At 70.7% G+C, this 23,021-nt stretch carries 22 protein-coding genes and 1 pseudogene; 12 read left to right on the top strand and 11 right to left on the bottom strand.

Features of this window, described 5'->3' with window-relative positions:
* Position 1 precedes the first annotated feature (1 nt).
* From asnB to AB0D27_RS24855, 3 genes are all read left to right on the top strand, one after another.
* Positions 2 to 1,822: an asparagine synthase (glutamine-hydrolyzing) gene (gene asnB, locus AB0D27_RS24865; protein WP_362512673.1), complete on the top strand. Its 1,821-nt coding sequence runs from the start codon at positions 2 to 4 to the stop codon at positions 1,820 to 1,822.
* An 11-nt stretch (positions 1,823 to 1,833) separates the two neighbouring features.
* Entirely contained in the window at positions 1,834 to 3,093 is a 1,260-nt protein-coding gene (locus tag AB0D27_RS24860) for a cytochrome P450 (RefSeq protein WP_362512670.1), read from the top strand.
* A gap of 124 nt (positions 3,094 to 3,217) precedes the next feature.
* Positions 3,218 to 4,150 carry an isocyanide synthase family protein gene (locus AB0D27_RS24855; RefSeq protein ID WP_362512667.1) on the top strand — a complete coding sequence of 311 codons (933 nt, stop codon included), beginning with the start codon at positions 3,218 to 3,220 and terminating at the stop codon, positions 4,148 to 4,150.
* 10 nt (positions 4,151 to 4,160) lie between these two features.
* Here the strand turns inward: AB0D27_RS24855 and AB0D27_RS24850 are convergent, their stop codons facing one another.
* Together AB0D27_RS24850 and AB0D27_RS24845 are read right to left on the bottom strand one after the other, a co-directional pair.
* Entirely contained in the window at positions 4,161 to 4,901 is a 741-nt protein-coding gene (locus tag AB0D27_RS24850; protein WP_362512664.1) for a TIGR03943 family protein, read from the bottom strand.
* Positions 4,898 to 5,917 (bottom strand): permease, encoded by a 1,020-nt coding sequence (locus AB0D27_RS24845; RefSeq protein WP_362512661.1) that lies wholly within the window; start codon positions 5,915 to 5,917, stop codon positions 4,898 to 4,900. The genes AB0D27_RS24850 and AB0D27_RS24845 overlap by 4 nt, the downstream gene beginning before the upstream one ends.
* 200 nt (positions 5,918 to 6,117) lie before the next feature.
* Between AB0D27_RS24845 and AB0D27_RS24840 the strand changes: the two genes are divergently transcribed.
* The 5 genes from AB0D27_RS24840 to AB0D27_RS24820 are packed head-to-tail and all read left to right on the top strand — an operon-like array spanning position 6,118 to position 10,850.
* Positions 6,118 to 7,623 (top strand): cytosine permease, encoded by a 1,506-nt coding sequence (locus tag AB0D27_RS24840; protein WP_362512658.1) that lies wholly within the window; start codon positions 6,118 to 6,120, stop codon positions 7,621 to 7,623.
* Positions 7,620 to 8,183, top strand: coding sequence for a cysteine hydrolase (locus AB0D27_RS24835; RefSeq protein ID WP_362512655.1), 564 nt, complete (start codon positions 7,620 to 7,622; stop codon positions 8,181 to 8,183). Before AB0D27_RS24840 ends, AB0D27_RS24835 begins: the two co-directional genes overlap by 4 nt.
* Entirely contained in the window at positions 8,180 to 8,887 is a 708-nt protein-coding gene (locus tag AB0D27_RS24830) for a GntR family transcriptional regulator (RefSeq protein WP_362512652.1), read from the top strand. Before AB0D27_RS24835 ends, AB0D27_RS24830 begins: the two co-directional genes overlap by 4 nt.
* A 21-nt stretch (positions 8,888 to 8,908) precedes the next feature.
* Complete coding sequence (locus AB0D27_RS24825; RefSeq protein WP_362512649.1) at positions 8,909 to 9,916, top strand: ADP-ribosylglycohydrolase family protein; 1,008 nt, start codon at positions 8,909 to 8,911, stop codon at positions 9,914 to 9,916.
* 4 nt (positions 9,917 to 9,920) lie between these two features.
* Positions 9,921 to 10,850, top strand: a complete 930-nt coding sequence (locus AB0D27_RS24820; protein WP_362512647.1) for a PfkB family carbohydrate kinase — start codon at positions 9,921 to 9,923, stop codon at positions 10,848 to 10,850.
* A gap of 172 nt (positions 10,851 to 11,022) precedes the next feature.
* On the opposite strand, the gene AB0D27_RS24815 is transcribed toward AB0D27_RS24820, so the two are convergent.
* The 3 genes from AB0D27_RS24815 to AB0D27_RS24805 are packed head-to-tail and all read right to left on the bottom strand — an operon-like array spanning position 11,023 to position 14,442.
* Positions 11,023 to 11,895 carry a geranyl diphosphate 2-C-methyltransferase gene (locus AB0D27_RS24815; protein ID WP_362512644.1) on the bottom strand — a complete coding sequence of 291 codons (873 nt, stop codon included), beginning with the start codon at positions 11,893 to 11,895 and terminating at the stop codon, positions 11,023 to 11,025.
* Positions 11,896 to 11,932: 37 nt separating this feature from the next.
* A complete protein-coding gene (locus AB0D27_RS24810; RefSeq protein WP_362512641.1) occupies positions 11,933 to 13,216 on the bottom strand; it encodes a family 2 encapsulin nanocompartment cargo protein terpene cyclase in 1,284 nt (427 codons plus the stop codon).
* A gap of 5 nt (positions 13,217 to 13,221) precedes the next feature.
* Positions 13,222 to 14,442: a family 2B encapsulin nanocompartment shell protein gene (locus AB0D27_RS24805; RefSeq protein WP_362512639.1), complete on the bottom strand. Its 1,221-nt coding sequence runs from the start codon at positions 14,440 to 14,442 to the stop codon at positions 13,222 to 13,224.
* 10 nt (positions 14,443 to 14,452) lie between these two features.
* Between AB0D27_RS24805 and AB0D27_RS24800 the strand changes: the two genes are divergently transcribed.
* From AB0D27_RS24800 to pqqB, 4 genes and pseudogenes are all read left to right on the top strand, one after another.
* The gene (locus AB0D27_RS24800; protein WP_362512636.1) at positions 14,453 to 14,713 is read left to right on the top strand and encodes a hypothetical protein; all 261 of its coding nucleotides are present in this window, start codon (positions 14,453 to 14,455) and stop codon (positions 14,711 to 14,713) included.
* A gap of 103 nt (positions 14,714 to 14,816) precedes the next feature.
* Positions 14,817 to 15,230, top strand: coding sequence for an SseB family protein (locus AB0D27_RS24795; protein WP_362512633.1), 414 nt, complete (start codon positions 14,817 to 14,819; stop codon positions 15,228 to 15,230).
* 487 nt (positions 15,231 to 15,717) lie between these two features.
* The gene (locus tag AB0D27_RS24790; protein ID WP_362512630.1) at positions 15,718 to 16,830 is read left to right on the top strand and encodes a hypothetical protein; all 1,113 of its coding nucleotides are present in this window, start codon (positions 15,718 to 15,720) and stop codon (positions 16,828 to 16,830) included.
* Between the two features lie 42 nt (positions 16,831 to 16,872).
* Positions 16,873 to 17,700, top strand: a pseudogene (pqqB, locus tag AB0D27_RS24785) (pyrroloquinoline quinone biosynthesis protein PqqB); the annotation flags it as partial.
* 8 nt (positions 17,701 to 17,708) lie between these two features.
* Here the strand turns inward: pqqB and AB0D27_RS24780 are convergent.
* The 6 genes from AB0D27_RS24780 to AB0D27_RS24755 all read right to left on the bottom strand — a co-directional run bounded on the left by AB0D27_RS24780 (position 17,709) and on the right by AB0D27_RS24755 (position 22,893).
* On the bottom strand, positions 17,709 to 18,101 hold the full coding sequence (locus AB0D27_RS24780) for a MarR family transcriptional regulator (RefSeq protein WP_362512627.1): 393 nt from the start codon (positions 18,099 to 18,101) through the stop codon (positions 17,709 to 17,711).
* A gap of 73 nt (positions 18,102 to 18,174) precedes the next feature.
* The gene (locus AB0D27_RS24775; RefSeq protein WP_362512624.1) at positions 18,175 to 18,528 is read right to left on the bottom strand and encodes a VOC family protein; all 354 of its coding nucleotides are present in this window, start codon (positions 18,526 to 18,528) and stop codon (positions 18,175 to 18,177) included.
* 201 nt (positions 18,529 to 18,729) lie between these two features.
* A complete protein-coding gene (locus AB0D27_RS24770; RefSeq protein WP_362512621.1) occupies positions 18,730 to 19,761 on the bottom strand; it encodes a LacI family DNA-binding transcriptional regulator in 1,032 nt (343 codons plus the stop codon).
* The gene (locus AB0D27_RS24765; RefSeq protein ID WP_362512619.1) at positions 19,758 to 20,663 is read right to left on the bottom strand and encodes a carbohydrate ABC transporter permease; all 906 of its coding nucleotides are present in this window, start codon (positions 20,661 to 20,663) and stop codon (positions 19,758 to 19,760) included. Before AB0D27_RS24765 ends, AB0D27_RS24770 begins: the two co-directional genes overlap by 4 nt.
* Complete coding sequence (locus AB0D27_RS24760) at positions 20,660 to 21,583, bottom strand: sugar ABC transporter permease (RefSeq protein ID WP_362512616.1); 924 nt, start codon at positions 21,581 to 21,583, stop codon at positions 20,660 to 20,662. Before AB0D27_RS24760 ends, AB0D27_RS24765 begins: the two co-directional genes overlap by 4 nt.
* Entirely contained in the window at positions 21,580 to 22,893 is a 1,314-nt protein-coding gene (locus AB0D27_RS24755) for an extracellular solute-binding protein (protein WP_362512614.1), read from the bottom strand. Before AB0D27_RS24755 ends, AB0D27_RS24760 begins: the two co-directional genes overlap by 4 nt.
* Positions 22,894 to 23,021: the final 128 nt, after the last annotated feature.

Here is a 23,021-nt window from a genome sequence, read left to right as displayed (position 1 = left end):
CATGTGCGGAATCACCGGCTGGGCGTCCTTCCACAGCGACGCCCGCACCCAGGCCCCAGTCATCGAGGCCATGACCGCCACCCTCACCGCGCGCGGTCCCGACGCGGGAGGCTTCTGGCTCGGTCGGCACGCGGCCATCGGCCATCGGCGCCTCGCCGTCATCGACATCGCGGGCGGCGTCCAGCCCATGGCCGACCCGGCCGCCGTGCTCAGCTACAGCGGCGAGATCTACAACCATCACGAACTCCGCGCCCGCCTGGGGCAGTTGGGGCATGCGTTCCGCACCCGCAGCGACACCGAGGTGGTGCTGCGCGCGTACGCCGAATGGGGTGAGCGGCTGGCCGAGCACCTGGACGGCATGTTCGCCTTCGCCGTCTGGGACGAACGTGAGCAGCGGCTGCTGCTGGTCCGCGACCGGCTCGGCGTCAAGCCGCTGTTCTGGGCGGCCGTCGACGGCGGCCTGGCCTTCGCCTCCGAGCCCAAAGCCCTCTTCGTCCACCCCGAGATACGGCCCCGGGTGGACGCCGAGGGGCTGCGGGAGGCGTACAGCCTGCTGTTCAACACCGGGCCGACCGTGTGGTCCGGGGTACGGGAGGTCGAACCAGGCGGCCAGCTCGTCATGGACCGCGGCGGCATCCGCGAACGCCGTTACTGGCAGCTGGAGGCCACCGCCCATGACGACGACCGGGACACCACGATCGCACGTGTCCACGACCTCGTCAGCACGGCAGCCCGTGGCCAGCTCGAAGCGGACGTACCGCTGTGCAGCCTGCTGTCCGGCGGCATCGACTCCACCGTCCTGACCGCCCTGCTCGCCGACGAACTCCGGCTGCGCGAAGGCCCCGACGCCCGCATCCGGTCGTACGCCGTCGACTACAGCGACCAGGCCGAGCGGTTCACCGGGGATGTGCTGCGCACCGGCCACGACACCCCGTATGCCATCGAGGCGGGCGCGTTCATCGGCACCGACCACAGCACGGTCGTCCTGGACCCGCTCGCGCTGCTCGACCCCGAACACCGCCGAGCGGTGGTCGTGGCCCGCGACTCGCCGATCGGCGTCGGCGACATGGACACCTCGCTGTACCTGCTCTTCGGCGAGATACGGCGGCACTCCACCGTCGCCCTGTCCGGCGAGGCGGCGGACGAGGTCTTCGGCGGCTACCCCTGGTTCCACCATCCCAAGGCGCTCGCCGCCGCCACCTTCCCCTGGCTGCTGGTCACCGGCGACGAGGCCGCCATGCCGCTGAACCCCGAACTCGGCCTGCGCATCGGCGAGTTCCGCGACGACACCTACCGCGACGCGCTCGCCGCCGTACCGCACCTCGACGACGAGACTCCCACCGAACACCGGCAACGCGAGATGCAGCACCTGTCCCTGACCCGCTGGCTGCGCCAACTCCTGCACCGCAAGGACCGGTTGAGCATGGCGCAGGGCCTGGAGGTCCGCGTCCCCTACTGCGACCACCGCCTCGTCGAGTACGCCTTCAGCATCCCGTGGGCGCTGAAGAGCTTCGACGGCCGGGAGAAGAGTCTGCTGCGTGCCGCGGGCGCCACTCTCGCCCCCGACTCCGTACTGCACCGCCCCAAGAACCACTACCCGGCCACCCACCACCCCGACTACAACCGCGGCCTGCAGAACATGGCCCGCGACGCGCTCGACGCGTACGGCGGCCGGGTCCGCGACCTCGCCGACGAGACCCGCGTCAAGCCCTGCCTCGACACGCCGCCCGACCAACTGGAGTGGGGCCACCGGCTCCGCCTCGAACGCGTCGTCGACCTCGCCCTGTGGCTGGAGCACCACCAGCCCGAACTCGCCCTCTGAGGAGCGCTTCCATGACCGTTCAGGAGCCCCTGCCCGCCGCGAAGGCCGCCTTGCCCGACCCGGTTCCGCTGATGGGCTGCCCGTACAAGAGCAACCCCTACCCGCTGTACGAGCAGATGCGCGACGGCGGCCCGGTCCACCGGGTCCTCTTTCCCAGCGGCGTTCAGGCCTGGCTCGTCACCGGCTACAAAGCGGCCCACTCCGCCCTGAACGACGACCGGCTGGGCAAGAACCACGACCGGGGCAACGACCGCTGGCGGGCCCGCGCCTCGATCATGCCCGAACCCCAGCACTCCCAGCTCCAGGTCCATCTCCTCCATCAGGACCCGCCCCAGCACACCCGCATGCGCCGCTTCGTCTCGGACGCGTTCGCACCGCGCCGCGTCGACGCGTTGCGGCCCCGTTTCCAGGAACTGGCCGACGCTCTCGTCGACACCCTGCCCCACGCAGGCCCCACCGATCTGGTCTCCGGCTTCGCCGCCCACTTCCCCTTCCAGGCCCTCGCCGAGACCATCGGCCTCCCGGCCGACCTGGCGGGCCGCTTCGACCGCGACTGGGGCAAAGTCGTCCAGCCGGTCGGCCCCACCGACCCGGCCCGGCCCCTCTACGAGAACCGTCTGCACGGCCTGCAGAGCTACATAGCCGAGGTCGTCGCCCACAAGCGCGAACACGGGGACGACGACCTGCTCAGCCGTCTGGTCGTGGCCCGCGACCGCCGCGAACTGACCCAGGAAGAGCTGGACTCCATGATCTTCCAGCTCCTCGTCGCGGGACAGGAGCCGGTCACCAACCAGATCACCACCGCCCTGATCGCCCTGCTCCGCCACCCCGACCAACTCACCCGGCTCCGTGACCAACCCGACCTCCTGCCCCGCGCGGTCGAGGAACTCCTGCGCTACGACAGCGCCTTCGAACTCACCACCTGGCGCTTCTTCGCCGAAGACAGCGATCTGTACGGCACCGAGATCCCGGCCGGCGACTCCGTGATCGTCTCCCTGTGCGCCGCCAACCGCGACCCGCGCCGCTTCGAGGACCCCGACACCCTCGACCTCGACCGCATGCCGAACCCGCATCTCGCCTTCGGCCACGGCATCCACTTCTGCCCCGGCGCCGCCCTCGCCCGCGCCGAACTCCAGGTCGCCCTGGGCACGCTGCTCGCACGCCTGCCCGGCCTGCGCCTCGCCATCGCGGACGAGGACATCGAGTGGATCCCGTCCGTGCTCGGCCGCGGCACCAACCATCTGCCCGTCGGTTACGACCGCCGCCTCTGACGCCCGGCTGACCGGATCGGCAGCCGCTGTCCGATCCGGCCCCGGCCGACACCCACCCGCCCGCCTGACGGCGCCCGGCCCTCCGCCAGGGCGCCATGCCGACATGCCCTCACGAAGGAGCGACATGCTGCCCGGCACCGCACTGGAGAGCAGTCCCACGGCCATCAGCGCCTCGATCCTGAACCTGCTGCTGACGCACCACCGCACGACCGGTCCGTCTCCCGCGCCGGCGGAGGCGTTCCCGCACCAGCTCCGCCAGATCGCCGACTTCGTCCGGGAAGCCACGCCCATCGTGTTCACCCTCCCCGGCTTCCCCTGCAAGTCCCCCAACCCCGCCAAGGTCCTCGGCCACCTCCCCGACCAGGGAGAGCGCCTCTCCCTTCGCTTTCTGAACTCCCTCTGCATCGACATCGAGCGGATCCATCCGCCCGGCGCCCGCATCGTCATCTGCTCCGACGGCCACGTCTTCGGCGACCTCATCCATGTGTCCGACACCCACATAGACGCTTACGCCGACGAACTGCGCGGAATCATCGGTGTGTTGGGCCTGGACCGGCTCTCCGTCTTCGACCTGCGCGACGTACTCGGCGATCTCCCGCACGCCACCAAACGCACCCATATCCACGACCACTACGCCCCCACCGTGGACGCCCTGCGCACCGAGGTCCACGCGGGCGGCCACCCCCTCGCCCTGTACCGAGGCATCACCCGTTTCCTCGTCGAGGACACCGCCGGCTTCACCGGCACCCGGTCCGCTCTGCAACGGGAGTGCCGACAGCGCGCGTACGGCGTCATCCAGCGCAGCCGTGCCTGGGGCGACCTGATCGCCGACCACCACCCCCGCGCCGTACGCCTGTCCATCCACCCCCAGCCCGCCGGCGCCGCCAAGTTCGGCATCCGCCTCCTCGACGCCCCCGACGCCTGGACCACCCCGTGGCACTCGGCGGCCCTCCACCGCGCCGACGGCACGTGGACCCTCATGCCTCACGCCCGAGCCGCACAGCTGGGCCGCCTGGTCCACCGGTACGGGCGGCCCAGCCACTTCGAGCAGGGCTGAGTGCGCGCGCTCAGTTGTTCCAGCTCTCGTCGTACGGATCGTGCGGTGTCGGGACGGGCCGTGCCCCGCTGACGTCGAAGAACGGGATGATGCCGCCGTTGACGGGATCCTTGGTGCGCTTACCGGTGTAGGTGCCGGTGACCTCGAGCCATGTGTCGGGCTGGAGGACGGGCGGGATGTGCCCGGTCAGCCCGATCTTGACGGGCTGGGCGTCGGCGGCGCAGCAGTTGAGGGCCATGCGCACCAGATACGGCGTGCCGCCGCGGTCGAGGGCGACGAAACCGGTGATCTTGATCCGCCGGTCGCCGAGAGAGCGCCCGTGGTCGTACGCCGCCCGGCCGGCGTAGTCGACCAGGCTGAGCGGGAGTGGGTTACCGGCGGGCAGAGCGGCGTAACCGAAGGGCGCCTGCAGAGCCGTACCCGTGCGCATGGCGCTGTAGGAGCCCAGGGCGGGCGGGGCGACCAGGATGAGGGCGAGCAGGGGGAGGACGAGGAGCCAGGAGATACGCGGTTCACGGTGGGCGTGCCCGTGTTCGTGACCGGCCCCCTGGGCTTCTGCCTCGGCGTGCCGGTGCCCGCGAACCTCGTACCAGACCGTGGCCAAGGCCGCGACGATCAGCACGACGCCCGCCCCGAGAAGCAGGGGCCGCAACCCGGCCTTGACGTACCGCAGATAGAGATCGGTGGCGCCCGCGTGCAGCACCGCCGCGCCGACGAGGAAGAGTACGGCTGCCTGCGCCTGCCGGTTCACAGCAGCACCGCCCCGACCAGGACCGACATGAGGATCGCGAGGGCGAAGGTGGCGGGGGCGAACCGCAGCGCGAATCCGCGGCCGAAGGTGCCGACCTGCATGGCGAACAGCTTCAGGTCGATCATCGGCCCGACGACGAGGAACGCCAGCCGTGCGGTCAGCGAGAACTGGGACAGCGACGCGACCACGAACGCGTCGGCCTCCGAGCAGATCGACAACAGCACGGCGAGAATCGCCAGAGCGAGGACCGACACGACGGGGTTGCCGGCCGCGGCCTGCAGCCAACTCGCCGGAACGACGGCCTTGAGCGTGGCCGCGGCCATCGCGCCGACGACCAGGAATCCTCCCGCGTGCATCACGTCATGCCGTACGGAGCCCCAGAACGCGGCGCCCTTGCCCAGCCCGTCGTGGGCGGGGCGAGCCGGTGGACGCAGCCAGTCGGTGCGGCCGAGGCGTTGCCACAGCCACCCCATCACGCACGCCACGAGCAGGCTCGCCACGAACCGGGCGAGGACCATCTCCGGATCACGGGGGAACGCGACGGCGGTGGCGGTCAGCACGATCGGGTTGATCGCCGGCGCGGACAGCAGAAACGCCAGCGCCGCGGCGGGCGTGACACCCCGGCGCACCAGCGCCCCGGCCACTGGCACGGACGCGCACTCGCAGCCGGGCAGGATCGCCCCGGCGATCCCGGCGACCGGTACCGCGAGCGCGGGCCGGTTCGGGAGCGCGCGGGCGAAGAAGGACGGCGGGACGAACACCGCGATGACCGCCGACAGCAGCACCCCGAGGACGAGGAAGGGCAGGGCCTGGATCACCACCGCGACGAACACGGTCATCCAGCTCTGCATCACCGGCGCGGACAACGCCCGTCGGACCGGCCCCTGCAGCGCGACCACCAGGAGCAGCAGCATCGTCAGGACGAGCGGCGAGTTGAACTGCCAGCCCCGCCGCCCCTGCCGGTCGTCCGCGTCGCGCCGGTCGACCGGGGGCGGAGCTGACTTGGTGATGGTCACGGGTGAGGTACCTCCGGTAGGGAAGGGCTCGGCGGCTGGTCCCCTCGACCTTCAGTACGCCGGTTCGAGCCCAGCTTCTCATCGTGGCTCGGGGGAATCTCGGCCTCCGCGGACCCGCGTCCCGTTCGCCCGCCTCCCTTGACGGTCCGGGGCGGGCCGACCTAGCCTCCACTGAACACGTCTGGACAGGTAGGTCGACGATGGCAGATTCCCCGGTTCCCCTCGACAACAGACCCGCGGGCCGGCAGCTCCAGGTGGAGACGCACGGGCTCGACGTGATCGGCCACACCGAGCGCAAGGGCACCCCGAGCACGCTGTTCTGGCCCTGGTTCGGGGCCAATGTCTCGATCCTGGGCCTCAGTTACGGCGCCTTCGCGCTCGGCTTCGGCATCTCCTTCTGGCAGGCGCTGGCCGCCGGAGTGATCGGCATCGTCTTCTCCTTCCTGCTCTGCGGCTTCATCGCGGTCGCGGGCAAGCGGGGCTCCGCGCCGACGATGGTGCTCAGCAGGGCGGCGTACGGCGTACGGGGCAACCGGCTGCCCTCAGTGATCTCGTGGATGCTGACCGTCGGCTGGGAGACCGTGCTCACGGCGCTCGCGACCATGGCCACGGCGACGGTCTTCGACCGGCTCGGCTGGGGCGGCGGCACCGAGACCAAGGTGATCGCCCTGATCCTGGTCGGCGCGCTGACCGTGATCGGCGGGGTGATGGGCTTCGACCTGATCATGCGCCTGCAGACGGTGATCACCGTGGTCACCGGTGTCCTCACGGTCGTCTACATCGCGCTGGTCGCCGACCACATCCACTGGCACACCGTCAGCGCGGTACCCGCGGGTTCCGCGCAGGAGTTCATCGGCGCGCTGGTCTTCATGATGACCGGCTTCGGGCTCGGCTGGGTCAACGCCGCCGCCGACTACTCGCGCTATCTGCCGCGCTCCTCCTCCAGCCGGGGCGTGATCGGCTGGACCACCTTCGGCGCCTCGGTGGCGCCACTGCTGCTCCTGGTCTTCGGACTACTTCTCGCGGGTTCCTCCGGCGACCTCAGCAAGGCCGTCGCCATCGACCCGATCGGCGCGCTGACCACCATCCTGCCCACCTGGTTCCTGGTCCCCTTCGCGGTGGTCGCCGTGCTGGGACTGGTCGGCGGCGCGGTCCTGGACATCTACTCGTCCGGACTGGCGCTGCTGTCCGCCGGTCTGCGCGTGCCCCGCTATCTGGCGGCGCTCGTCGACGGCGCCCTGATGATCGCCGGCTCCGTCTACATCGTCTTCTTCACCGACAACTTCCTGGGCCAGTTCATCGGCTTCCTCACCACACTGGGCGTCCCCGTGGCCGCCTGGTGCGGGGTGATGCTCGCCGACCTGGCGATGCGCCGACGCGACTACGACGAAGTTGATCTGTTCCGTAGGCGTGGCCGGTACGGCGACGTCCCGCTCCAGCCGCTGCTGCTCACCCTGCTGGCCACCGCGCTCGGCTGGGGCCTGGTCACCAACTCGGCCGCGAGCTGGCTGGAGTGGCAGGGCTATCTGCTCGGCCCCTTCGGACTCGGCGGCAAGACGGGCGACTGGGCCTACGCCAACCTGGGCGTCCTGCTGGCGCTCGCCATCGGCTTCCTCGGCACGCTGGGTCTGGACCGCGGCCGGGTGCGGACCCAGGAGGAGCAGGCCCCGAGCCCGACGGCGAGTGAGGAGATGCTCAGCACATGAGCACAGAGGCATCCAAGGGCCGGCTCGCCGTCATCGACATGCAGCGCGTCTTCGCGGAGCCCGACAGTCCCTGGGCCACCCCTCGCTTCGGCGAGGCGGCCGACGGCGTACGGCGACTGCTGCCGGCCTTCGAAGACCGCGTCACCTTCACCCGCTTCCTCGCGCCCGAAAACCCCGTCGGCTCCTGGCGCGCGCACTACGACCAGTGGCCCTTCGCGCGGAGGCCGCCGGGGGACCGGCTGTGGGAGCTGACGGACGAGTTCGCGGCGTCCGCTGGGCACTTGGTGGACGCCACCACTTTCGGCAAGTGGACGCCGGAGCTGGCCGAGCGAGTCGGCGCCGAAGGGCGGCTGGTGCTGGCCGGAGTCAGCACGGACTGCTGTGTGCTGTCCACCGCCCTTGCCGCCGCGGACGCGGGAGTCGAGGTGCTGGTGGCGGCCGACGCCTGCGCGGGTGTCGACGACGACTCGCACATCAAGGCCCTCCAGGTGATGGACCTGTACCGGCCGTTGATCCGCGTCGTCACCGTGGACGACGTGCTCGCCGGGAGCACGCAATGACCGCCGTCCCGCTCAAACACCAGCGGATCACCGAGGTGCTCGCCAAGGAGATCCGTGACGGACACCGCTCGACGGGGGAGCAGTTGCCGGGCGAACACGCCCTGGCCCAGCGCTTCGGCGTCAGCCGCACCACGGTGCGGGCCGCGCTCGCGGAGCTGAACGAGGCGGGTCTGATCGCCACCCGCACGGGCAAGGGCTCCTACGTCCTCTTCGACGGCCGCCCACTGGACGACCGGTTCGGCTGGGCCCACGCCCTGGCCGTCCAGGGCATCGACACACGGGTGCGGACCCTCGCTGTCGAAGAGGTCCACGACCAGGAACTGGCCCATCAACTCGCCCTGGTGACACCGAGGTTCATACGGGTCGAGCGGACGCGCGAACTCGTCGCGGACGGCTCCGTGATCTCGTACGAACGCAGCTTTCTGCCGTCCGTTCCCGGTGTGCGGGACCTGCCGGGCAATGGTCTCGGCGACCTCTCGCTCACCGAGGTGTTGCGGCGGGCCGGACTGCGCCCCGACCACGGCGAGCAGCGCTTGGCCGGGCGGCGGATCGACGCGCTGGAGGCGGAGGTGCTGCGCCGGACGCCGGGCGACTGGTTCCTCGACACGCGGCGCACGAGCCGCGCGGCCGACGGCTCCTTCGTCGAACATGTCGTCAGCCTGCTCGACCCCGAGCACTTCCAGCTGTCCCTCGAGTTCGGCTGACCCCACCACCCGAAGGCACCCATGAGCCCTACCGTCCACAGCCGCGCCACCGGAGCCCTCTACGGGCTCGCGCTCGGCGACGCCCTCGGCATGCCGACGCAGATGCTGTCCCGCCCGCAGATCATCGCCCGGTACGGGCCGGTCCTGACCGGGTTCCAGGCCGCCGCGCCGGACCACCCCCTGGCCGCCGGGATGCCCGCCGGTGCGATCACCGACGACACCGAACAGGCCCTGCTGCTGGCCCGGTTGCTGCTGGACGGCGACGGATCCGTCGACGCGGCGGAGCTGGCCCGGCGCCTGGTGGCCTGGGAGGACGACATGCGAGCCCGCGGCTCGCTCGATCTGCTCGGCCCGTCCACCACACGGGCGGTGGAACTGGTTCTCGCGGGGACGCCGGTGGACGAGGTCGGCCGCCACGGCACCACCAACGGCGCGGCGATGCGGATCGCGCCCGTGGGCATCGCCGTGCCCTCGGCGGACCCGGTCGTCCTGGTGGACCGGGTGGTGGAGGCCAGCAGGCTGACCCACAACACGGGGGTCGCGCTCGCGGGCGCGGCAGCCGTCGCGGCGGCGGTCAGTGCGGGACTCGACGGAGCGTCGGTTCCGCAGGCGGTGGAAGCGGCGGTCGGCGCGGCCCGCCTCGGGGCCGGACGGGGACACTGGGTCGCGGCCGCCGACGTGGCCGAGCGGATCCTGTGGGCCACCGGGCTGGTACGAGGGCTGCCGGTGGCGGACGTGTGCGAGCGGGTCTACGGGTTGGTGGGCACCAGCCTGGCGACCCAGGAATCCGTACCGGCCGCGTTCGCGGTACTGACGGCCTGTCAGAATGATCCCTGGCAGGCGGTGTTGCTCGCCGCCTCCGTCGGCGGTGACTGCGACACCATCGCCGCGATGGCGGGCGCGATCGGGGGCGCCTGCCACGGAGTGCGGGCCTTCCCCGCCGATGCGCGGGCCACCCTGGACCGGGTCAACAAGCTCGACCTCGACGCGACGGCCACGGCGCTGCTCACGCTGCGCGAGCGGCAGTGATCGCGTGCGGCTTCTGCACCTGGGCAACGTGATGATGGACCTGGTCCTCACCGTGCCCGCGCTGCCCGAGAGGGGCGGTGACGTCGTCGCCACGGGTAGCCGCAGCGCACCGGGCGGCGGCTTCAATGTCATGGCCGCCGCCGCCCGCCAGGGCCTGCCGGTGACCTACGCGGGCGCTCACGGCAGTGGCCCCTTCGGCGACCGGGCGCGGGCCGCGCTGCGCGAGGAGGGCATCGACGTGCTGCTCGCCCCGCGCCCCGAACGCGACACCGGCTTCGTGGTCTGCCTGGTGGACGCCGAGGGCGAGCGCACCTTCGTGACGAGCCCTGGCGCCGAGGCGACACTGCGCCCGACGGACCTGGCCCAACTCCGGCCAGAACGCGAGGACTTGGTCTACCTCTCCGGTTACGGCCTGTTGTACGAGGCCAATCGCGCCGCCCTCACCGCGTGGGTGCCCCAACTCGACCCGGCCGTGACCCTGATCGTGGACCCGGGACCGCTGGTGCGTGACATCCCGGCGGACGCCCTGCAGCTGCTCATGGCGCGCGCCGACTGGTGGAGCTGCAATGCCCGAGAGGCCGCGCTGCACACCAAAATCGACGACCCGGCCGCCGCGGCGGGCGCCCTGCGTTCCCGTCTCAAGCGCGGCTCCGCCCTGGTCCGTACGGGCCCCGACGGCTGTCTCCTGCACCACGACGGCACGCTCGACGTGATCCCTGGATTCGCCGTCCGGCCGGTCGACCTCAATGGTGCGGGCGACGCGCACACGGGAGTGTTCATGGCCGCGCTCGCGCACGGTCTGGCCCCGGCCGCCGCAGCGCGCCGCGCCAACGCGGCGGCCGCGATGGCCGTCACCGTGGCCGGTCCCGCCACCGCTCCGGGGGCCGACGCGCTCGACGCCTTCCTCCGTCAGTCGCGCCCCGCGCCCCGGTAGTCGAAGCACATGAGGGCATCGTTGAACCAGGGTTGCATCGGCATGCGCCCAAGCCAGGCGCCGGCGCCCGGCCCGTGTGGGCGCCGGTCACCACTACTGGTCCGTTTTCGCTCCATGTCCTTCGATGTACCGGTGGTCCCAGGCCCGGACGAGCCGGGGACCACCAGCGTTGTCAGATCCGGTCGGCCGCGATCAGCAGATAGTGGAAACTGCCCTCCTTGTACGCGGTCAGGAACGCCTCCTCGATGCCGGTGGTCACCGAGGACTTGGCCCGCAACTCCCAGTACGGGATCGTCGCCGCGGTCAGGTCGACGACGTTGATGGGGACGAGGTTGTTCGCGGCCATCGCCTTGAAGTACTCGCTGCGGGGGTGGATGTTGCACGTGTAGTGCTCGTCGATCTTGCTGACGGCCTTGGAGCGCATGCCCTTGACATCGTTCGAGCAGCCGGTGATGCACACATACCGGCCGCCGGGCTCGAGGAGCCGGGAGAACTCCCCGTAGAGCTCGAGGAGATCCACGTACATCGTGGTCTCGTTCGTCCAGATGCCGCGGCGCGAACCGGTCTCGAAGCCCGTGTCCAGCATGTTGCGGAAGTGGAACCGGACCCTGTCGGACACCTTGCGCCGCGCGGCCTGTTCGTTGGCGAAGGCGACCTGCTGCTTCGAGATGCTGACGCCGTCCACGGAGCAGCCGAAGCGGGCGTTGGCCATGATGCTGGTGCCGCCGCGGCCCGAGCCCGCGTCGAGCAGATGGTCCTCGGGGGAAACCGGACCGAGGTGGTCGAGGAGCACGTCCGCCTGCGCGGTCTCCAGGCGGTGCATCTCCTCGATCATGCGCTGCTCGCGGGTCTCGGCCGGGCCCTCCAGAACGGACGGGTCGTAGTCGCCGATGCCGTAGTGGTGGTGGTGGTAGAGGTCGTCGACCTCGCCGAGCCGGAGGTTGACCGCGTTCTTCTCCGCGTTCCAGTAGTCGGCGACGGACTTCTGGTATTCGGTGCGCAGGACCTTGTCCATGGCGATCATTTCCATGTCGGTGACGGGCATGGTGCAGCAGCCTCCTTGCAGGAGTGGGGGAGGGGTGTCAGGCGGCGGCGGAGTAGCCGGCGCTGCCCGCGTGCCATGCCCGGCTGCCGCCGAGCCATGCCCAGATGCCGGCCAGGAAGCGGCGCAGCTCGGGGGAGCCGGCGGCGGCGAGGGCGGCGGCCTCGGCCTCGAAGGTGTGCATGAGTTCGTTGTGGATCTCGACGGTGCGGTCGACCGCCTCCTGAAGGGAGCACTGGTCCTCGGAGGCGATCAGCCGGGGCAGGCTGAAGTCCGTGGGGTCCTCCTTGCCCATGGAGTAGAGGTCGTTGACGATCACGCTCGCCGAGCCCGCCATGGTGAAGGCGCGGCGCACCCGGGGATCGGCGAACTCGCCCTGCGACAGCTCGTATCCGGCGACCGCGTCGACCAGCACCATGCACGGCACGAAGCTGTTCTCGTGCCCGTGCATCAGGAACTCCCAGACCGGCGGGGTCTGTTCGGTCGTATGCCACACGCCTTCCTGGTTGTACGCGACGAACATGATCGCCAGCTCGTGGCGGAGCCGGCGCACCTGCGCGGTGGTGGCGTACCGGGCGAGGTTGTCGAGGCTGGAGCGGAGGGCGCGCATGACGGGGTCCGCCTGGACGACCTCCTCCAGCTGCGGCGCGTAGGCCAGGGGGAGGTGCGCCTGGTCGATCACGGAGTGGGCGATCGCGAGGCGCTGCCCGAGCAGTTCGGGCCGGGCCTCCTCGACTTCTCCGTCCACGTAGTGGTCGTCGACGGACCACTCCGCGAGCGCGCACTTCGCCGCCGCCAGCAGCCGGTCGGGGTCGTCCGACTCCGGGTGGGCGAGCATGATCAGCCGGCCGAAGTCGGCCTTACGGATCTTGTCGAGCTGGCCGGGGTAGATCCCGGTCTCCTCGGCCCACGCGACCAGGCCTTCGGTGACGCTCTCGCCGAGGGCGCGGTCGTCGCGGACGGCGGGTGGGCAGTGCAGGTTCGGGGCGGGGTCCGCCGCCGGCGCGGGTTCCCGGCGTGGCTCCGGGGTCCGCAGCCGGATGGCCGAGGTGCCCAGCCCCGTCGGTCCCGAGGGGAGGGTCGCAGGGCGCACCGCGGCGGGCGAAGGCGACGAGATGGACTGCGCGGCATCCGCCAGGGCAGGGATTCGCGCCGCGGACGTGCCCCACCCGGTCGGAGCGGCCGGCAGCCGTGGCCCGCGTGCCGCCTTCGCGGGGACGGGCAGCCGCGCCGGCGCCGACATGCCCGACGACAGCAGCGCCCGTACCAGCCCGGCCACGTCATGGGCGGCCGAAGGCGCGGTGACCCGGGAGATCAACGACACCGCCGTCAGCTCCCGTTCGTCCGGGCGACCTCGACGTTCTCCAGGATGCCGAGGGCGTCCGGCACGAGCACCGCCGCGGAATAGTACGTGCTGACCAGGTAGGAGATGATCGCCTTCTCGTCGATGCCCATGAACCGTACGTTCAGGCCGGGCTCGACCTCGTCCGGGATCCCGGTCTGGTACAGGCCGATCACACCCTGGTCGTCCTCACCCGTGCGCATCGCGATGATCGACGACGTGTTGGCCTTGCTGACCGGGATCTTGCCGCACGGCAGCAGCGGAACCCCGCGCCACGCGGGCAGGTGATGGCCGTTCAGCTCGATCCCGCCGAAGTAGATGCCCCGCTTGTTGCACTCCCGGCCGAACGCGGCGATCGCGCGCGGGTGGGCGAACATACAGCGGGTGCCGCGCCGCATGCTCAGCAGCTCGTCCAGGTCGTCGGGGGTCGGCGGGCCCGAGTAGGTGGAGATCCGCTGGTCGAAGTCGGCGTTGTTGAGCAGCCCGAAGTCCTGGTTGTTGACCAGCTCGTACTCCTGGCGCTCGCGCAGCGCCTCGATGGTCAGCCGCAACTGCTGCTGCGTCTGGTTCATCGGCTCGTTGTAGAGGTCGGCGACCCGGCTGTGCACGCGCAACACCGTCTGGGCCACGCTCAGCTCGTACTCGGGCGGCTGCATCTCGTAGTCCGCGAAGGTGCCCTGGAGGACGGCCTCGCCGACGTGCCCCGAGCTGAGCGCGATCTCGGCCTCGCCGGACTTGTTCGTCTTCTGGTGTCCGTTTGAGCTGATCTGCTGCACATGCGTGCGCAGGCCCTCGTGTCGGTCGGCGACCGCCTTGTAGGCGGTGAGCGGCAGCGCGAGGACCGTGGTGGCGGTCGCGGCCCGCGCGGTGAAGTCCCACTTCCTCCCCGGCCCGGCGAGCACCTGGCCACCGAAGGTGTCCCCGTCGGCCATCAGACCGTGCACCGACTCCTCGCCGTACGGCCCCTCGCCGATCTTCTCCACCTTGCCGTGCGCGATCAGGTACACATGGTCGGCCTTGCGGCCCGCCTGCACGATGACCTGGCCCGGCTCGTACTCCTTCTGCACGAACTTCTCCGCGAGCGCGCCGAGCGCGTCGCAGTCGGCGAAGCCGCGCAGCAGCGGCAGTTCACCCAGCTCGGCCGGGACGACCTCGACCTTCGCGCCGGTCTTCACGAAGGAGACCCGATACGAGTTCGGCCTGCCCACGTTCTACCGCGTGGTCACCGAGATCGCGCGCGGCTGCCCCTCCACCGGCTGGGCCCTGCCCCTCACCGCGGCCTGGGACGTCCCGCAGGGCATCCTCTTCCGCACGGCGGGCTCGCGGTACGCGCGCGACGGGGAGCGGATGCAGCACTACTTCCGTGACGCGGCCACGTACTGGACCCATGTCGGCCCCACCATGGCCGAGCCGCTGCACCGGCGTGTGGGCCGCGACCGCCTCGGCCTGCCGTCGGACGACATCCCGCTGCTGCCCTGAGCGCGGCGGCAGGAATGCCCCGGCCCGAGGTGGGTACGCGACGGACGTTGTGCCCGGGGCGGATCTTGTCCCGGGCCCGTCCGCCACTACCCCGGGACCCGCCATGGACACACCCTCGAACGACCACCCCCTGCCCACGGCCACCACACCGGCCCAGGAGGCCCTGAACACCCTCGCCGAGAACACCGAGGACACGGTGGCGCTGGACACGCTGGCCCACAGCGAGGTGCTCGTCCCCGTGCCGGACGACGCGGACGAGGATGACGCCGCCGACCCGACGGCCGTCGCGCTGCCCGTCCTGGAGCAGCCGGGCGGGGAACAGGTCGTGCCCGTGTTCACCTCCGAGGTGGAGATGGCCGGGCTGCTGCCGTTCGTCTCCCGCTACCGGCTGGTACCGCTCGGCGCGCTCGCCTCCCAGTGGCCCTCCGGCGACCTGGCCCTCACGATCGACGCCAGCTCACCGCACGGCCTGACCCTCACCTCCGAGGGAGTACGCACCTTGCTGGCCCGGCCCTGAGGACAAATCGGCCCTCAGAGGCTCTTGCCGCGACTGAGGATCCCCGAGTGCCGCGCCGTCACCGACGACGGCCGGCGCGGCGACCTCGTGGGCAGCGGTGACGCCCGCGCCGCGGTAGACCCCGATGCGGGCGGCTTCGTCGCGCCTTCGCCCGCGAAGCACTCGCACCGCACCTCGGGCGGCAGGAAAGTCCGGTCCGCGGTACGACGTCGCCGGCCGGTGGATCGGTGGACCGGTGGGCGTGTGCCGGACTCCCGCGGCAGTCCGGCCGATCGCCGGAGGGCACGGAACACGGCACCGGGTCGGCGGCCTGCCCCTGACCCGGCACGCTGCCGCTGGTCGGCCCGATCCCGATGACCGCGCCCTCCCGGCCCGAGGGGGATCCGGTGATCGTCACGGCCGCGTGCGAGGCCGCACGGGATCCGCCGCGTCCCGGCGCGACGCCCTCGACCTGAGGAACCGCGCGCACGGGCGTGACAATGTCCCCATGAAATGGATCTCCGGCGTGGCCGGCGGACTGCTCCTGGCGCTGGTCCTCGCCAGCATTCTGCGCACCCTCGTGGTGCCCCGCGGGCTCTACTCCGCGCTGGTGATCCGATGGTGGCGCTCCCTGCGCCTGCTACTGCGCCTCGCCGCACCGGGCGGCGGCTACCTGGCCCAGGACCGCGCCCAGACCTGGCTGGCCCCGCTCATGCTGTTCGGCATGCTCATGAGCTGGCTCGGCGGCGCGCTGGTCGGCTTCGGGCTGCTGCTGCAGGCCCTGTCCTCGCTGTCCTGGACGCAGTCGATGCGGGAGGCCGGCTCCAGCCTGTTCACGCTCGGCTTCGCCAGCGGCGACCGGCTGAACCTGTCGGTCGTGGACTTCGTGGCGGCGGCCACCGGACCGGTGGTGATCGCCCTGCAGATCGCCTATCTGCCCACGCTGTACGCCGCCTACAACCGCCGTGAACTCGAGGTCACCCTCCTCCAGTCGCGCGCGGGCGAACCCGCCTGGGGCCCGGAGATCCTGGCCCGGCAGTGGCTGGTCGACACCGAGACCGCGCTGCCCGTGCTGTACCGCGCATGGGAGCGGCTCGCCTCGGACATCGGCGAGAGCCACTCCACGTACCCGATCCTGCTGGCCTTCCGCTCGCCGCGGCCGTACCGCAGCTGGATCGTCGGGCTCATCGCCGTCATGGACGCGGCGGCCATGCAACTGGCGCTCACGCCGAGCAGCGCCCCGCCCGAGGCGCGCCTGATGCTCCGCGCGGGCTTCACCGCGCTGCGGGACATCGCCCGCGTCCTGCGCTTCGAGTTCGAGACGGATCCCAGACCCGACGCGCCGATTCAGCTGTCCTTCTCGGAGTTCGACGCGGCCGTGTCGATGGTCGAGGAGGCGGGCTTCCCCGCCGAGCGGACGGCGAAGCAGGCATGGCCGCACTTCCACGGCTGGCGGGTCAACTACGAGGCGATCGCGTACGAGCTGTGCCGACGCGGCGACGCGGTGCCCGCGCTGTGGACCGGAGCCCGAGACTTCCCCGCGAGACCCGTTCCGCCGGCGCGCCCGGCGGACCGGCGCCCGGGCGAAGGTAGTCCGGAACTGCCCCCTGCCGCCGGGTAGTCAGGACCCCACGGGCGGGAAGATCCCGCGCAGTGGAACTGTGCCTGCGCGCTGTGCCTGGCGGCCCGCGGCGGCACACTGCCCGCGCGGACGCAGGAGTGCGTCGCCGTCAGCGGAAACTCCCGCGACTGGTGGCTGCTCAACGCCTCACCCGACATCCGCACGCAGCTCATCAGTACCCCCGCGCTCGCGCCCGGGCCAGGCCCCAGGGACACACCGGTGCGTGGCGTGCTCCTCACCGACGCCGAGGCCGACCATGTCACGGGAGTGACCGTGCTGCGCGGCGGCGCGGAACTCAAGGTCTACGCCGCGCCCCCCGTCCTGGCCACGCTGTCCCCGCTGCGCGCCATGCTCGACCGGTACGCCCCGTGGCAGTGGGCGGACAGCCTGACCGAGGGCGGATTCGTGCTGGCCGGCGGTCTGGTCGTCAGTGCGCACCCGGTCGGCTCCAAGGCCCCGAAGTACCTCGCCGGGCCCGTCGCGGACGCCCGCCGGGTGACGGCGTACCGGATCGAGGATCTGGCCACCGGGGGAGTGCTCGTCTACGCGCCATGTCTGGCGGGCTGGACACCGCTGCTGGACGAGCTGCTCGCCACCGCGACGTGCGTGCTTCTCGACGGCACCTTCTACGCGGCCGGCGAGATGGGCGCGGCCGTGCGGGCGCCCGCCGGACAGGCCGGCATGGGGCATCTGCCCGTCTCCGGCGCGCACGGCAGCCTGGCCGCCCTGGCCCGTCATCCCGGCCCGCGCCGGATCTACACCCATCTGAACAACACCAACCCACTGCTCGACCCGGCCTCGGACGCCCGCGCGCGGGTGACGGAGGTGGGGATCGAGGTGCTGCCGGACGGCGCGGAGTTCGTCCTCTAGCGGGGGTCTCAGCCGTTCAGCATGCGGGTCAGCACGGCGCGTTGCAAGGGGAGTACCTCGGCGTGCAGGTCGCGTCCCTTCGGGGTGAGCGCGACCCACACTCCGCGTCGGTCCTCCTGGCAGACAGTGCGTTCCACCAGGCCGTCCTTCTCCAGCCGGCCGATGAGGCGGGACAGGGCGCTCTGGCTCAGATGGACCCGGCCCGCGATGTTCTGCACCCGGCACTGCTCGCCCGGCTCCGCGGCCGTCTCCGAGGCCAGGATGTCCAGCACCTCGAAGTCACTGGCCCCGAGGCCGTGCGGATGCAGCGCGCGGTCGATCTCGCACATGGTGTGCGCGTGCACCGAGAGGATGTCCCGCCACTGGTCCTCCAGGCGGCCACCGGACGTTTTCGCTGCCATAACTGAACGGTAACAGAGATCCGGCAGTCATTGAGCATGCAACTAGTGCAGCTGCATCCACTGGGCTACGGCGTCACTCGGCCGCGGGATCCTGGATCAGTCCGATCAGGTTGCCGTCCGCGTCCTTGACCGAGGCGATCAGCTTGCCGCCGCCCACGTCCTGGACGTCCTGCAGCGGCTCGGCACCGGCGCCGAGCAGGCCCGACAGGGTGGCCCTGATGTCGGAGACGTGCCAGTAGGGGACGGGCCCGGTCATCCCCTTGGAGTGCCCGTTCGGGTCCAGGCCGACATCCTGGCCCGCGTCCTTGAAGCCCACGTAGTACGGCTCATCCGCGTAGGGGTCCACGCCCAGCAGGGCGCTGAACAGGGCCTTTGCCTGCGTGAGGTCCTTGACGGGGTAGATGATGGTCTTGAGGCCGGCGGTCATGGCGACTCCCTCGTGGTGCGTGTCCGTGCGTGGGCCTTGCTTGTCACACCGACGGCTTTCTCGTCGGCGCTCTCACGCTAAGGCGCGGGAGCACCGGCTGGCTTCTCGAATCCTGACCGGTCGGGAAGCACGCACCGGGATGTTCACGAGTGCGGTGGCCGCTGCCGGCGGACGTGGCCGCGGCCACCGCACCCGAATCCATCAGGTGGACTCGCGCCGCACCAGCTCCGTCGGAAGGATCACCGCCGCCGGATCCTCGCCCCCTATCTGGGCGAGCAGCACCCGCACCATCTCGGCGCTGATGCGGTCCCACGGCTGGCGGATCGTGGTGAGGGCGGGGGTGGACGCGAGGGCGGCGGGGGAGTCGTCGAAGCCGCCGACCGCCACGTCCTCGGGAACCCGGCGGCCGGCCCGGTGCAGGGCGGTCAGCACGCCCTGTGCCATCAGGTCGGAGGCGACGAACACGGCGTCCAGGTCCGGGACCCGGGCGAGAAGCTGCTCCGCGCCCGCCTCCCCGCTGGCCCTGCTGTAATCACCCGAGGCGACGAGCCGGTCGTCGGCCTCGATGCCCGCCTCGGCGAGCACCTCCCGGTAGCCCGCGAGGCGTTCGACACCGCCGGGGGTGTCGAGCGGTCCGGTGACCATGCCGATCCGGCGGCGGCCGAGGGAGAGCAGGTGCTTGACCATGTCCCGGGCGCCGTCCCGGTCGTCGGCGGCGACGTAACTGACCTTGGATCCGAGCCCGATGGGCTTGCCGCAGGCGACCAGCGGCACGCCCGCCTCGCGCAGCTCCTCGGCGACCGGATCGCCAAAATGGCTGGAGACCAGCAGCACTCCGTCGACATGGCCCGCAGTGATGTACCGCGTGATGCGCCGCCGTTCGTCCTGCGTGCCGGCGAGCATCAGCAGGAGGGGAACGTCGTGCGCGGCCAGCGCCTGTGTGCAGCCGCGGAGCAGAACATTGAAGTTGGGGTCCTCGAAGAACCGCTCCTGAGGCTCGGTCAGCAGGAAGCCGATGGAGTCCGAACGTCCGGTGATCAGCGAGCGGGCGTGCCGGTTCACGACGTAACCCGTCCTGCGGATGGCGGCGTTGACCGCCTCCTGTGCCGTGGGGCTGACGTAGTGCCCGCCGTTGAGCACCCGCGAGACCGTGCCCCGTGACACGCCCGCCTCACGAGCGACGTCATGAATCGTCGGCGGTTTGCGCCGGCCCCCCGCGTTGGTCATGGTCACGACTTTACGGCTCCCGACAGCAGATCGAGGCTCCAAAAACGCTGGATGACCAGGAACAGAGCGATCAGCGGAATGATCGCGAGCAGCGCGCCGGTGATCACCAGCGTGTACAACGCCGGGATGCCGGCGCCCTGTTCGAGAAGAGTGAACAGGCCAAGGGTGATCGGGAACTTCTCGTCGTCACTGAGCATGATGTACGGCAGCAGGAAGTTGTTCCACACGGCGACGAACTGGAACAGGAACACCGTCACCAGGCCGGGCACCATCATCGGCAGCGCGATCCGGGTGAAGATCCGCCACTCGCTCGCGCCGTCCATCCGCCCGGCCTCGACCACATCACCGGGCACGGCCGCGGAGGCGTAGATCCGGGCGAGGTAGACGCCGTACGGGGAGAGGACGAGGGGGAGGAGGACGGACGCGTACAAGTCCGTCAGGTCCGCCTTCGCCAGCAGCAGGTACTGGGGGATCGCGAGGATCACCGGCGGCATCAGCACGCCCGCCATCAGGATGCTGAAGACGGTCTCGCGGCCGCGGAAGCGGTAGAGCGCCAGTGCGTAGCCGCTCAGCGCCGAGACGGCCGTCGACAGAAGGGCGCCGAGACCGGCGTAGAGGGCGGAGTTGCCCATCCACTTCCAGTAGATGCCGTCGCGGTAGGCGTTGAGGTCCTTCACGTTCTGGGTGAAGCCGCTGCCGGGCAGGAACGTGAACGTCGAGAAGAGCTCGCGGCCCGACTTGGTGGCGGCGATGACCACCCAGGCGACGGGCAGCAGGCAGTAGAGGGCGCCGAGCAGCAGCGTCAGGGTCGGCACCAGGGCGATCCGGCCGCGCAGCGGCGGACCCTGAGCCGTCCCGGGGGTCGTACCCGCGCTCGGCGCGGCCTTTCGTATGGCAAGAGAACTCATCGTGCTTGCTCCTGCTTGTTACGGGAGTTCGCGGCGCGCAGGAAGCCGAAGGACAGGACAAGAGTGACGAGCGCGATGAGCGCGGCCTCGGCGGCGGCCGAGTAGATGTCGCCCTTGCCGAAGGCGTCCTGGTACACCTTCATCAGCGGACTCCAGGTGGTGGAGACGGAGTTGGTGAGGGGCTTGAGGGTGGTCGGCTCGCTGAACACCTGGAGCGTCGCGATGATCGAGAAGAAGAAGGTGAGCACCAGCGAGGGGGCCACCATCGGGATCTTGATCTTCAGGGCGGTCTGCAGGGGCGTGGCGCCGTCCAGCTTGGCTGCCTCGTACACCTCGGCAGGGATGGCCTGCAGCGAGGTGTAGATGACGATCATGTTGAAGCCGGTGCCGCCCCAGACCGCGATGTTGGACAGGGCGAGGTACAGCGGGCCCCCGTCCAGCAGGTTCGGCTGCGGCATCCCCAGTTTGTCCAGGACGAAGTAGAAGGGGCTGACGTCCGGGAGGTACAGGAAGCCCCACAGCAGCGCGGCGACGACGCCGGGAATGGCGTACGGCAGGAAGATCGCGAGCCGGGTGAAAGGGGCGAGGCGCACCTTGTCCGTGTCGAGCATCAGCGCGAACAGCAGGGCCAGGCCGAGCATGACCGGGACCACGATGGCGCCGTAGCCCACCACGCGCAGCGCGCCGGCGAGCAGCTCGTTGTCGCTGAGCGCGTCGGTGTAGTTCTCCAGGCCCGCCCACACTTCCTTGCGGGCACCGGCGCCCAGGCCCAGGCCCTTGACCTGCACCTTGTGCAGGCTCAGCCAGAGCGCGTAGCCGATGGGCAGCGCGAAGAAGAGGGCGAAGAGGATCGTCGCGGGGAAGAGGAAAGCGTACGGGGCCCCCTTGACCCCGTACGACTTCCGACGTGCCGTTGTCACTGAGCGACCCCGAAGCCCTGCTTCTTGAGGTCGGCGACGGTGTCGTCCTGCATGGTCTTCAGGGCGGCGGTGAAGTCCGACTTGTTCTTGGCGGCGGCACCGAAGGCGTCCTTGAAGGACGTGTAGGCGACGTTCACGTTCGGGCCCCACGCGGACGGCGCGGTGGTCTTGGCGATCACCGAGGCCTTCGTGTAGAAGTCCGGCTGGTTGGAGAAGAAGGCCGGCGGCTGCATGAACGCGTCACTGAGCTGAGCGCTGGTGGAGGCCGGGTAGATGCCGCTCTCCTTCGCCAGCGCGGCGACCGCCTCCGGGTCCGTGTTGAGCCAGGCGGCGAACTTCGCGGCGGCCGCCTTGTTCTTGGAGTCCGTGGTGACGGCCGTCGAGGAACCGCCCCAGCTGCCGGTCACGTCTTCGCTGTTCGACCACTGCGGCAGCGGGGCCATCGCCCACTTGCCCTTGGTGTCGGGGGCCGCCGTGGTGAGGGTGCCGGGCGCCCAGACCGCGCTCACCCAGGCGATCTGCTTGCCGGTGTCCAGCGCCTTGTTCCAGGACGGCGTGTACATCGGCTGGTTGTCGATCGCGCCCTCCTTGACGAGGCCGCCCCAGAAGTCGGCGACCTTCTGCGTGGCCGCGTCGTCGATCCCGACCTTCCACTTGTCGCCCGAGGTGGTCCACCACTTGGCGCCCGCCTGCTGGGCGAGACCGGCGAAGAGGCCGGAGTCGTTGGCGGAGAAGGTGGTGAGGTCTTTGTCCGGCGCCTTATTCTTCAGCGCGCGTGCGGTCTCGGCGAACTGTTCCCAGGTCGTCGGGACCGTCAGGCCGTACTTCTTGAAGAGGTCCTCCCGGTAGTAGAACATCATCGGGCCGATGTCCTGCGGGATCGCGTAGACCGAGTCCGTCCCGAGCGTCGTCTGCTGCCAGACACCGGCGGCGAACTTCTTTTTCGCCTCCTTGGATTCACCCGCTATGTCCGCGAGCGCGTCATTGCTGACCAGCGTCGGCAGCGCCTGGTACTCGGCCTGGACCAGGTCCGGGGCCTTCTTCGCCTTGTGCGCGGTGAGGATCTTGGTGACGAGCGTGTCGCCCGACGCCTGCTTCTTCACCGTGACGGTGATCTGCTGCTTCTTCCCCGGCCCCTTGTTCCACAGGTCGACGACCTTGTCCATGCCCGGGGTCCAGGTCCAGTACGTCAGCGACGCGGGTCCGGACTGGGCGTCGGCCTTCTCCGAGCCGCAAGCGGCGAGAGAGGTGGCGCCGAGCGCGACGGCGATGGTGGTGGCCACGAGGCGGCTGTGCTTCGCGATGGGCATGGATCGTTCTCCCCTGACCTGGGTCTTCGCCTGCTGCGAAGACCTGCCATGCTTCTGTGAGCGTTCACAGTAGAGAAACCTCCCGGACACTTGTCAATGGTTGTTGCTGTGCGGTTATGTTGGGCTCA

Origin of the sequence: Streptomyces sp. NPDC048415 (assembly GCF_040651675.1) — a bacterium.
Lineage (GTDB): Bacteria > Actinomycetota > Actinomycetes > Streptomycetales > Streptomycetaceae > Streptomyces.
This window is presented reverse-complemented; position numbering and strand designations above follow the sequence as displayed.

Bases quoted from the DNA above. Each gene is read 5' to 3' on its own strand.
- asnB (WP_362512673.1), top strand. From the start codon at position 2: ATGTGCGGAATCACCGGCTGGGCGTCCTTCCACAGCGACGCCCGCACC.
- AB0D27_RS24860 (WP_362512670.1), top strand. From the start codon at position 1,834: ATGACCGTTCAGGAGCCCCTGCCCGCCGCGAAGGCCGCCTTGCCCGAC.
- AB0D27_RS24855 (WP_362512667.1), top strand. From the start codon at position 3,218: ATGCTGCCCGGCACCGCACTGGAGAGCAGTCCCACGGCCATCAGCGCC.
- AB0D27_RS24840 (WP_362512658.1), top strand. From the start codon at position 6,118: ATGGCAGATTCCCCGGTTCCCCTCGACAACAGACCCGCGGGCCGGCAG.
- AB0D27_RS24835 (WP_362512655.1), top strand. From the start codon at position 7,620: ATGAGCACAGAGGCATCCAAGGGCCGGCTCGCCGTCATCGACATGCAG.
- AB0D27_RS24830 (WP_362512652.1), top strand. From the start codon at position 8,180: ATGACCGCCGTCCCGCTCAAACACCAGCGGATCACCGAGGTGCTCGCC.
- AB0D27_RS24825 (WP_362512649.1), top strand. From the start codon at position 8,909: ATGAGCCCTACCGTCCACAGCCGCGCCACCGGAGCCCTCTACGGGCTC.
- AB0D27_RS24815 (WP_362512644.1), bottom strand. From the start codon at position 11,895: ATGCCCGTCACCGACATGGAAATGATCGCCATGGACAAGGTCCTGCGC.
- AB0D27_RS24795 (WP_362512633.1), top strand. From the start codon at position 14,817: ATGGACACACCCTCGAACGACCACCCCCTGCCCACGGCCACCACACCG.
- AB0D27_RS24790 (WP_362512630.1), top strand. From the start codon at position 15,718: ATGAAATGGATCTCCGGCGTGGCCGGCGGACTGCTCCTGGCGCTGGTC.
- AB0D27_RS24780 (WP_362512627.1), bottom strand. From the start codon at position 18,101: ATGGCAGCGAAAACGTCCGGTGGCCGCCTGGAGGACCAGTGGCGGGAC.
- AB0D27_RS24775 (WP_362512624.1), bottom strand. From the start codon at position 18,528: ATGACCGCCGGCCTCAAGACCATCATCTACCCCGTCAAGGACCTCACG.
- AB0D27_RS24765 (WP_362512619.1), bottom strand. From the start codon at position 20,663: ATGAGTTCTCTTGCCATACGAAAGGCCGCGCCGAGCGCGGGTACGACC.
- AB0D27_RS24755 (WP_362512614.1), bottom strand. From the start codon at position 22,893: ATGCCCATCGCGAAGCACAGCCGCCTCGTGGCCACCACCATCGCCGTC.